The following is a 9,839-nucleotide window of genomic DNA, read 5'->3' on the forward strand; positions in this document are numbered from 1 at the left end:
GAAGATGCCGGCCATCGACCACGCCGTCAGCAACAATCCGTGAATGGCGCCGACATAGCGTGTGCCGAACATATCGCGAAGATAGGCCGGCACGGTGGAGAAGCCACCGCCATACATGCTGATGATCACCAGGAAGGCGCAAACGAACCCGACCACGCTTCCGATCGATCCCGTATAGGGGACGGCACAGTACAGGAAGAAGCCGAGCACCATGAACACGAAATAAGTGTTGCGCCGACCGATATAGTCCGATGTGGACGCCCAGACGAAACGGCCGCCCATGTTGAACAGGCTCATGAGGCCGACAAACCCGGCAGCCGCCACGGGCGTAATGTGACCAGGGAACATTTCCTGGCTCATGGCGGAAGCCTGTCCGAGCACGCCGATGCCGGCGGTCACATTCAGGCAGAGTATCCACCAGATCAGCCAGAACTGCGGCGTCTTCAGCGCATCATACACAAAGACGTCGTTTCTCGTGATCAGTCCCTGCGATTGCGTCGGCGCGACATAGCCCTGCGGTCTCCAGCCGGGGGCGGGTATCCGCACGATAATCGAGCCCACGATCATGAAGAAGAAATAGACGACCCCGAGCACGATGAAGGTTTCAGCTACGCCGACATGCGTCGAGGTGCTGAACTTGCTCATCAGCCAAACCGACAGCGGTGAAGCGATAAAAGCCCCGCCGCCGAAACCCATGATCGCCATGCCGGTCGCCATGCCGGGGCGATCCGGGAACCACTTGATCAGGGTCGAGACCGGCGAGATATAACCGATGCCGAGCGCGATGCCGCCGAGGACTCCATAGCCAAGGTAAATGAGCCAAAGCATGTGAGTGTAAACGCCGATCGCGGACAAGAAAAAGCCGCCCGCCCAGCAGCACGCGGCGGTAAACATTGCGCGGCGCGGTCCGCCTTCCTCGACCCAGCGGCCGAATACGGCGGAAGACACACCCAAAAAGAAAATAGCGATCGAGAAGATCCAACCGAGGTCGGTGAGTTTCCAATCGTCCGGTGCCGATTGGGTGATGCCGACGAGCTTCGTCATCGGTAAATTGAACACGCTGAATGCATAGGCCTGACCGATGCACAGATGCACGCATAAAGCCGCCGGCGGCACCATCCACCGGCTATAGCCCGGCTCGGCGATCGTGTGATCCCGATCAAGAAACGATAAGACGCCCATCAATTAAGTCCTCCCTACAGCCGCCCGTGCCGGGCATGTCTGCGATCCGCGATCCCTTTTCTCTCAGCCACAGCGCGCCAGTTCCCAGCTTGCTGCTCCGCACAATCGCGACACGCGCCAGGATCGAAAAAGCGCGTTCGCAATTTCAACACCTGAGGCGACCGGTTATGCCAATTGGCGAGATGCCCAGTCCGCGGTGTTTGAATTGCCGAGCCACGATCAACGTGTGTCCCGCCCGGCGAATCCATCCTCTCCCCGCAGAGATGCGGATTGGGGCAGAAGCGGCAAGCAATGTCGATACGCCAAAGGTAGCGATCAACAGGGGTTTCCAAGACGTTCCACGGAAAGCGTTAACAGTTCGATACACCGCCGTCCGCGCCGAGGAAGATCGAACCCCGGCTTGCAGGTCAGCCCGTTTGTTTTTCGATCACGAACACGATCTGCCGTTCGGCCTGCCGGGCGATATCAACTTTGTCGCCGGTTTCCTGAATCAAATTCGGGATGTCGATCACCGACAGTGGATCGGTGCAAAGGACTTCCAGAACGTCACCGGGTTTGAGGCCCTTTAGCGCCTTGCGAGTCTTCAATGCCGGTAGTGGACATTTCAGTCCGGTGAGGTCGAGTTTTGTCCTGGTCGCCATCCGCCCATACTTGGCGAAGCTCACCCACGGCGTCAACGATGTCCGGGCGCCGGCGCGTCTCACATCAGGCTTGCATAACCGATGAAGCCGACGCTCTGGCCGGGTTCAACCTGGGTGATCTCCTCGCCGAGTTCGACCAAGCCGTCGGTCTCCACTAGCGACGACAATAGCCCCGCCCCTTCCCGCGGAAACTTGGTCGCTTCCAGCGCACCATCGTCAGCCCTGTGAAGCGTGACCCGGACATATTCACGCCGTGAGATTTTCTTCGTGTAGCTGAAAGCCGCGCGAACCGGCATCGCAATCAGCCGCTGTTGTGCGGCGCCCGCGAGCGCGAGCACGGTCGGGCGCACCACATGCACGAAGGTGACAAAACTTGCGACCGGATTTCCCGGCAATCCAATTAATGGCGTACCGGCGATGATTCCCATTGCGACCGGACGGCCTGGCTTGATCGCCATCCGCCACAGCACCAACTTGCCTGCTTTTTCTACGGCGCTTTTCACGTGGTCCTCTTCGCCGGTCGAAACGCCGCCGGTCGTCAGGATCAGGTCGTGCGCACCCGCAACCTTTTTCAGGCCGTGCGCCAGCGCATCACGATCGTCGCGGATGATACCAAGATCACTCACCTCACAGCCCAACCGGCGAAGCATGGCTATCAGCATGAACCGGTTCGAATCATATAATTGAGCGGCCGCGCGCGAAGCTCCTGGGGAGACCAACTCGTCGCCGGTCGAAAATACCGCAACCCGGACGCGTCTGCGCACTTCAAGATGCGTCAGGCCCAGCGCTGCCGCGAGCGCGACGTCTTGCGGCCGCAAGCGCTGGCCGGCTGGCAGCGCGGCAGAGCCGACGGAGATATCTTCACCGGCTGCGCGAACATTGGCGCCGGTCCTCAGTCCTTCCGGAAGAACAACCTTTCCCTCATCATCGAGCCGCACGTCCTCCTGCATGAACACCGTGTCGGCTCCCTCGGGCATCGGCGCACCGGTGAAAATGCGCACGGCGTGCCCCGGCTCGATAGCTTCGGCGGCGGACGCCCCAGCCACAACCCGCCCCCTTACGACAAAAGCCGCTTCGTGCTTGCGGGGAAGATCCCGGCTCCTAACAGCGTAGCCGTCGACCGCCGAATTGGTGAAAGGCGGCAGCGGCAAGGGAGCCGAAACGCCAGATGCGAGAATGCGGCCGTCCGCCTGCGCAATCTCGACCGTCTCGACTTCGCGCACCGGCGCGACCCGAGCGGCGATGATAGCAACGGCTTCATCGACCGACATCATCGGACCGCCGAAGGCAAAGCAATCGTCGGATAGTTGCGCCATCTTCTCTCAGGTTTGGCTGGCGCTTCGCGCCAGCAGGTCTTCAACGGATATCGCCGAACTTTGCATCATAGCGGCGATGGCGGGAATGTCATCGAGATGGGCTGTCGGCAACGTGGTTTGAACCGGCGTATCGCTCGCGATGCCCGATATCTCGGGGTCGTCTGGGAACAACAGCGGTTTGCCATTGGCGGCTCGATAAATCTCGATCTTTCGATGCGGCTCCGACTTGAAGCCTTCGACCACCACAAGATCGACCGCCGACAGCTTCTTGAGTAACTCCGGCAGCCGCGGCTCGGGGGTTTCGCGCAACTCATGCACCAGTGCCCATCGTCTCGCGGAAGACACCAGCACCTCGGTGGCGCCCGACTGACGATGCACCCAAGAGTCCTTGCCCGGAACGTCGACTTCGAAACTGTGATGGGCGTGCTTGATTGCGGAAACCCGCAGCCCGGATTTCAGCAGATGCGGGATCACGCGCGAAAGCAGCGTGGTTTTGCCGGCGCCGCTCCAGCCGGCTAGCCCGATCACCTTCATCTAATTCTCCGGATCGATGCCGTATCGGGGCTAGGTTTTGCCATGGGGTGCTTTATATCGGGATGATGAAGATGTCATGCTAGCTGCGAATTATGATGAAGATCGATAAAGCGCCCGTCCCCTTGATCCTTCCGGATCCGCACGATCCGCGGCTGACTGAAGCCGTCTCCGGGACCGATCAGACCGGCGCCGCAGTCAAGATCAGCGTTCCAGTGGAGCGGCCGCTGACGCTTTACCTGAATGCGCAGGAGATCGTCACCGTGATGACGATCGGCGATTATCCGGAATATCTCGCGCTCGGCTATCTGCTCAATCAGAACATGCTGAAATATGACGACGTCATCACCGAGGTCGAATATGACGACGACCTGCAGGTCGTGGTGGTGCGCACCGAACACCACACCAATTTCGAACAGAAATTGAAGAAGCGCACGCAGACGTCGGGCTGCGCGCAGGGCACCGCGTTCGGCGATCTGCTGGACGCGGTGGAAAACGTCACTCTGCCGAAGTCCGTGCTGCGCACTTCCTGGCTGTACCAGATGACGCGCACGATCAACACAATGCCCTCGCTCTATCTTGAGGCCGGGGCGATTCATGGCTGCGTGCTGTGCAAAGAGGGCACGCCGCTCTGCTACACCGAAGACGTCGGTCGTCACAACGCAGTCGACAAGATTGCCGGTTGGATCTATCGCCACGGCGTCGAGACCGGCGACAAGATCCTTTACACGACGGGGCGACTGACCTCCGAAATGGTGATCAAGACGGTGCGGATGGGAATTCCGATCCTGGTGTCGCGCTCAGGCTTTACGGCCTGGGGCGTGGACCTGGCGCGGCAGGTCGGACTGACGCTGGTCGGCCGCGCGCGGGGAAAACGCTTCATCGCGCTTTCAGGTCAGGATCGCATCGTCTACGACCAGAACCTCGCTTTTGTCGAAGAGGAATCCGCACGCCACCAGCGCAAGGGTGCCGACAGTGACAGCTGAAACGCCGGCTATTCCCGGCCTGCTGCTTGCGGGCGGGCTGGCCCGGCGGATGGGTGGCGGCGACAAGCCGATGCGCCAGATCGCCGGGCGCACCATTCTCGATCGTGTGATCGCGCGGTTGAAGCCGCAATGCGACGGGCTCGTTCTCAACGCCAACGGTGACGCGACCCGCTTTGCCAGTTTTGGCTTGCCGGTGATCGCCGATGGCATCAAGAATTTTCCGGGACCGCTCGCAGGCATTCTCGCCGGGCTCGACTGGTTGGCCGATCATCGCCCGGATGTCTCATGGATGTTGAGCGCCGCCGCCGACTGTCCGTTCCTGCCGCGCGATCTGGTAGAGCGCCTGCACCGCGCGCGCGCGCAACAGGACGCGCAACTGGCAGTCGCAGCGTCCGGCGGACAGTCGCATCCGGTAATCGGATTGTGGAGCGTGGGGCTGCGTGAGGAGCTTCGTCACGCGCTCGTGGTCGAAGACATAAGGAAGATCGATCGATGGACGGCGCGTTACAAGCTCGCCACCGTGTCGTGGCCCATCGAGCCGCTCGACCCGTTCTTTAACGCCAATACCCTCGACGATATCGCGGAAGCGGAGCGACTGGCGACTCTGGACGCCGAGGCTAATGCTTCAGCAGCTAGGCTTTCCTGAATCCCGCTCGCTCCAGCGCCGCGCGCATTTCTTTCGAGGCCAATGCCTGCAGAAACGCCTGTACTGCGGGTCGAGTCTTCCGGGCCTTCACCAGGGCGAAGTCATAATGCTCTTCCGCGAGCGGAATGAAGCCGAGGCCGGCATCTCGCGCGACCGGTGCAATGGTCACGCCCCAGTCGGCGCGCTGCTGCGCGATTGCGGCGGCGACAGCGTTGTGTGACTTCGGCTGGTTCCAGTAACCATCGGGCCGCGTGTCGCCGAGCAGGCCATCGATCAGGATGCGGGTGCCGGCGCCCTGATTGCGATTGACCATGATGCAGGTCGAATCGGCCAGCGCCGCGCGCACGGCTGCGTCCGCGTTCAAGCCTTCGAAACGTGGATCGCCTTGGCGAAACACGATACCTTGCATTCGCCGCCACCCGGGCACGAGTTCAAGTCCATCGTCAAGAAAGGGCGCGTTGTAGGTCCGGGTGGTGGGGTCAAACAAATGGATCGGCGCCAAATCGCATTCGCCGCGCTTCGCCGCCGCCAGACCGCCGAGACTGCCCACCGCGATCGCGCGGACGGAAAAGCCTGAGCGCGCCAGCGGCGCGGTAGCCAGACCGAGGCCGGTGCAGTGACTGCCGACAATCACCAGATCCGGCACCCGCACATGCGGCGTGAACAGCGTCACCTCGACTTCGGCTCCGGCCGACATCTGATCGGCCAACGCATCGATCCGCAGAAATCCATCGGCCTGGGCGAACGATGTGATGGCGCCGGAGCCCTTGCCCGACGGATAAGCAATCAGTCCGTCCGCACCTTCGACCAGCGAGACCATCACGAATTCAGTGCGTCCAAGCTCGGACGCGATCCGCACCGGGATTTTGGCCACGACTTTGGAATCGGAGCGCGGTGGCAGGCCGGCCATCCGCCGCAGCACCGGCACGATCATGTCATGGAACGTGAACATCGCCGAGGTAGGAAAGCCCGGCAGTATCACGATCGGCTTGCCGTCGCAGACCGCAAGGCACAGCGGCTTGCCGGGTTTGAGCGCGACGCCATGCGCGATGATGCCGGGCTTTCCAAGCCGCGAGATGATGCGGTGGGAGACATCGCCCGCGCCCTTTGAAGTGCCGCCTGACAAAATCAGCATCTCGCAGGATTGGAGCGCGCCGCGCATCGCGGCTTCGAGTTTTTGCTCATCGTCGGCAACGGCGCCGAGAAAGATGGCTTCGCCGCCGTTCTCCTTGATCGCGGATGTTACGATCGCGCCATTGCTGTCGTAGATTTCCGCCGGCCGAAGTTTGTTGCCCGGCTGCACCAGTTCATCCCCAGTCGAGATCACGCCAACTCGCGGACGCCGCACGACGGAAACCTCGGCCATGCCACAGGCCGCGCACATTCCGATCTCTCGCGAGCCGATCACGGTGCCCGCGCGCAATAATCCCTCGCCGCGCGCGATATCCGAACCGGCATAGGAGACGAATTGTCCCGGCGAAGCGGCGCGTCGGATTTCGATCGCGTGATTTCCGACAGGTTGCGTGTGTTCGATCATCACCACGGCGTCGGCGCCGCGGGGCAACGGACCGCCCGTAGCGATCGAAGTTGCCGTTCCCGAGAGCACGGGCTTTCTTGGCGCAGTGCCGCAGGCGATGATTTCGTCGTTCAGCCTGATCCGAACCGGTCTGGCTTCATTGGCGGCCACGAGATCCGCGGATCGCACCGCGAAACCGTCGACGTTGGAACGGTCGAACGGCGGCACGTCGATCGACGCCACGATGTCTTCCGCCAATGCGCGGCCAAGCGCTTCGCAAAGCGCTTTCCGCTCGCTTGCGATCGCGCGTGGAAATAACGCCGCCTCAAAGCGTTCGAGTGCTTCTTCGCGCGTCAGGATACTCAGGAACTGGTCCTGATCGAGATTGCCGCTATCCCTGAACAAAGGCGTGTTCGTCATGCCGGAGCCATATCACTCTCGCAGCATATAGGCACCAACCACCGCGCCTGCAGCAAAGCCTTCGGACGCGGCTTGTATGGCCAGCCACGCGTCAGCGCGAGCCATAGCTTCGAGCGACATGCCGCCCACCGCAAACGGCATCCATCCCTGTCCGGCTTTTTCAAGCAAAGCGAGTTCGGTTATACCGACGCTCGAGGCAATCTTGCGCAGCAGCGGTAGGGCTTGCTGCTCTCGCGGCAACCGCCCGGACAACGCGTCCAACGTAGGGAGCGCCAGCGTCCACCAAGCCGAGAGTGCCTGATCGGGCGCGCCGGGCAAGGCTATCACCGGCACCTTTCCAATCCTGCCCGCGGCGGCGGTTCGGCCCGGCTGCAGCGCGATACCATGGTTGAGGATCGCTCCGCTTGCGGTCAGCGCCGTAATGGCCGCATCGCTGCGCCCCACGCCGCTGCCGCCAATTGTGATCAGCAGGTCGCATGCACCGGCGTCAATAACCGCTCCGATGCTTGCTGCGTCGCGTCCAGCTGCTTCGATATAGCAGACATCAGCGCCGGCCGCGCGCGCAGTGTCCGCAATCAGGCGTGCGGTAATCGGCTCGCCCGAGCGCGGCGGGATATTGACGAGGCGCAGCCGGGGTCGCCGCACGTTCAGCTTCTGCAAGCCCGCAGTGCGCGCGATCAATAGATCGAGCGGACGAACGCGTCGTGCCGCCGCGATGACGGCGCCTGCGCCATCTATGTCACCGGCGGCGCGACGAACGCCCTGTCCCGGTGTCGCCTCTCCCAACGCTTGAACCAGCGGACTCGTCTGGTCCAGCAAATCGGCATCGAGAACGCAGTCGCAGCCCTCGGGCAACGGATCGCCGGCTTCGACCCAAACCGGCGATATCGGCAACGGCAACGGCGAATAGGAGGACGCGCCGATCAGATCGTGCGCGCGCAACGCCCAGCCATCGCTCTCCGCCGTGTCGCGCGGCGGGTGCGGCTTGAGCGGAGGCATTTCCGCGACAACGCAGCCCAATGCTTCCGCAAGCGGAACCTCGGCCGGTGCGACCGGTTCGAGCCCATGCAGTAACGCTCGAAGCGCTGCATCGAGCGGAGTTAGCGAGGCCGGCAGGCGCTGGGTTTGGATCATCCTGCGATAATGGACCACGGCTTGGTTGGCAATCTGGGTCAGGACCCCTTCTTCTCCGCGTCAGGAAAGAACAGCTGCTTGCCATCGATCTTGTAGCCCGCAATGGCGGCCTGGCCTTCGGGCGAGATGATCCAGTCGACGAAGGCCTGCCCAAGTTTCTGCTTCACGGTGGGATGTTTTGCGGGGTTCACCAGCATGACGCCATATTGATTGAACAACCGCTTGTCACCCTGCACGAGGATGTCGAGATCGCCGCGGTTCTTGAACGACAACCAGGTGCCGCGGTCGGAGAGGACGTAGCCGTTCATGGCGGCGGCGGTGTTGAGCGCCGCGCCCATGCCCTGCCCGATCTCGCGATACCAGGGCCCCTTGCTGGCGGCGATGTCGATACCGGCCTGTCGCCACAACGCGAGTTCGGCGGAATGCGTTCCTGACCTGTCGCCGCGCGATACGAACGGCGCGCCTTTCGCCTGAATTGTTTTCAGCGCGGTCTCGATGTCCTTGCCTTTGACGCCGGCGGGATCGCTGTTCGGCCCGATCAGCACAAAATCATTGTACATGACGTCGAAGCGCTTTACGCCGAAGCCTTCGGCGAGGAATTTTTCCTCCTGCGCCTTGGCATGCACAAAGACGACATCGGCGTCACCGCGCCTTGCGGTATCAAGCGCCTGCCCGGTGCCTTGCGCAATCACCTTTACCTCGATGCCAGTTTTGGCCTTGAAGATCGGCAACAGATAGCCGAACAGCCCGGAGTCCTGGGTCGACGTGGTCGAGGCCACCACGATCGAGCGCTCCTCAGCGGAGGCAACACTGACCAGGGCGGTTATTGAAAACGCCAATGCAAGCGACGCCAAACGGAATGACATGAGTTCTCCCTCTATAAATCAGATGACGAGATCGCCGCGCACGAACGCGGCGGCCTCTTCAGTCGTGGGGTGATCGAGAAAATCGCCGGCTTTGCCCTGCTCGCATATGGCGCCCCGCACCATGAAAATCACGTCGCTCGCAAGCCGGCGCACCTGTCCGAGATCATGCGAGGCCATGACGATCTTGATCCCGGATTCCGCCGCGCTTTGCACGATCTGCTCCACGCCACGCGTCGCGGCCGGATCAAGGTTGGCGGTCGGCTCGTCGAGCAGAAGAATCTGGGGATCGCGAGCCAAGGCGCGCGCGAGCGCCAGCCGCTGCTGTTCACCGCCCGAAAGCCGCCGCGCCGGTCGCTGCGCCAGATCGGAAAGTCCGACCCGCTCCAGCAACGCGGCAACGCGCTCCGCGCGCTGGGTGCGAGGAATGCCCGCCCGCGCTAATGCATAGGCGATATTGGCTGCAGTCGTCCTACGCAGCATCACCGGACGTTGAAACAGGATTGCACGACGCGCCATTGGACTATCGGCGCGGCCGCCCCAACTGATCTGTCCCGCGGTCGGCCTATCCAGTCCCATGCAGAGCCGCAGCAGCCTGGTCTTG

At 62.2% G+C, this 9,839-nt stretch carries 10 protein-coding genes; 2 read left to right on the forward strand and 8 right to left on the reverse strand.

Annotated elements, in window-relative coordinates:
* From VJV58_RS17835 to mobB, 4 genes are all read right to left on the reverse strand, one after another.
* The coding region (locus tag VJV58_RS17835) for an OFA family MFS transporter (RefSeq protein WP_324138687.1) at positions 1 to 1,182 on the reverse strand (1,182 nt) is incomplete at its 3' end.
* 407 nt (positions 1,183 to 1,589) lie between these two features.
* Positions 1,590 to 1,823 (reverse strand): sulfurtransferase TusA family protein, encoded by a 234-nt coding sequence (locus tag VJV58_RS17840; protein ID WP_324138696.1) that lies wholly within the window; start codon positions 1,821 to 1,823, stop codon positions 1,590 to 1,592.
* A gap of 59 nt (positions 1,824 to 1,882) precedes the next feature.
* Positions 1,883 to 3,139 (reverse strand): gephyrin-like molybdotransferase Glp, encoded by a 1,257-nt coding sequence (gene glp, locus VJV58_RS17845; RefSeq protein WP_324138688.1) that lies wholly within the window; start codon positions 3,137 to 3,139, stop codon positions 1,883 to 1,885.
* 6 nt (positions 3,140 to 3,145) lie between these two features.
* On the reverse strand, positions 3,146 to 3,673 hold the full coding sequence (gene mobB, locus VJV58_RS17850; RefSeq protein WP_324138689.1) for a molybdopterin-guanine dinucleotide biosynthesis protein B: 528 nt from the start codon (positions 3,671 to 3,673) through the stop codon (positions 3,146 to 3,148).
* A 92-nt stretch (positions 3,674 to 3,765) separates the two neighbouring features.
* Here mobB and VJV58_RS17855 point away from each other — a divergent pair, with 92 nt between their 5' ends.
* Entirely contained in the window at positions 3,766 to 4,656 is an 891-nt protein-coding gene (locus tag VJV58_RS17855; protein ID WP_324138690.1) for a formate dehydrogenase accessory sulfurtransferase FdhD, read from the forward strand.
* On the forward strand, positions 4,637 to 5,302 hold the full coding sequence (gene mobA / locus VJV58_RS17860) for a molybdenum cofactor guanylyltransferase MobA (RefSeq protein WP_414641523.1): 666 nt from the start codon (positions 4,637 to 4,639) through the stop codon (positions 5,300 to 5,302). The genes VJV58_RS17855 and mobA overlap by 20 nt, the downstream gene beginning before the upstream one ends.
* On the opposite strand, the gene VJV58_RS17865 is transcribed toward mobA, so the two are convergent.
* From VJV58_RS17865 to VJV58_RS17880, 4 genes are all read right to left on the reverse strand, one after another.
* Entirely contained in the window at positions 5,289 to 7,238 is a 1,950-nt protein-coding gene (locus VJV58_RS17865; protein ID WP_324138692.1) for a molybdopterin biosynthesis protein, read from the reverse strand. The genes mobA and VJV58_RS17865 overlap by 14 nt on opposite strands.
* 12 nt (positions 7,239 to 7,250) lie before the next feature.
* On the reverse strand, positions 7,251 to 8,372 hold the full coding sequence (locus VJV58_RS17870; RefSeq protein WP_324138693.1) for a molybdopterin-binding protein: 1,122 nt from the start codon (positions 8,370 to 8,372) through the stop codon (positions 7,251 to 7,253).
* A 38-nt stretch (positions 8,373 to 8,410) separates the two neighbouring features.
* The gene (locus VJV58_RS17875) at positions 8,411 to 9,238 is read right to left on the reverse strand and encodes an extracellular solute-binding protein (RefSeq protein ID WP_324138694.1); all 828 of its coding nucleotides are present in this window, start codon (positions 9,236 to 9,238) and stop codon (positions 8,411 to 8,413) included.
* A gap of 18 nt (positions 9,239 to 9,256) precedes the next feature.
* Positions 9,257 to 9,839 (reverse strand): ATP-binding cassette domain-containing protein (locus VJV58_RS17880; RefSeq protein ID WP_324138695.1); only part of this gene is annotated, 583 nt, incomplete at its 5' end.

The organism is Bradyrhizobium sp. (assembly GCF_035273305.1).
Classification (GTDB): Bacteria; Pseudomonadota; Alphaproteobacteria; order Rhizobiales; family Xanthobacteraceae; genus Bradyrhizobium.

Bases quoted from the DNA above. Each gene is read 5' to 3' on its own strand.
- VJV58_RS17840 (WP_324138696.1), bottom strand. From the start codon at position 1,823: ATGGCGACCAGGACAAAACTCGACCTCACCGGACTGAAATGTCCACTA.
- glp (WP_324138688.1), bottom strand. From the start codon at position 3,139: ATGGCGCAACTATCCGACGATTGCTTTGCCTTCGGCGGTCCGATGATG.
- mobB (WP_324138689.1), bottom strand. From the start codon at position 3,673: ATGAAGGTGATCGGGCTAGCCGGCTGGAGCGGCGCCGGCAAAACCACG.
- VJV58_RS17855 (WP_324138690.1), top strand. From the start codon at position 3,766: ATGATGAAGATCGATAAAGCGCCCGTCCCCTTGATCCTTCCGGATCCG.
- VJV58_RS17865 (WP_324138692.1), bottom strand. From the start codon at position 7,238: ATGACGAACACGCCTTTGTTCAGGGATAGCGGCAATCTCGATCAGGAC.
- VJV58_RS17870 (WP_324138693.1), bottom strand. From the start codon at position 8,372: ATGATCCAAACCCAGCGCCTGCCGGCCTCGCTAACTCCGCTCGATGCA.
- VJV58_RS17875 (WP_324138694.1), bottom strand. From the start codon at position 9,238: ATGTCATTCCGTTTGGCGTCGCTTGCATTGGCGTTTTCAATAACCGCC.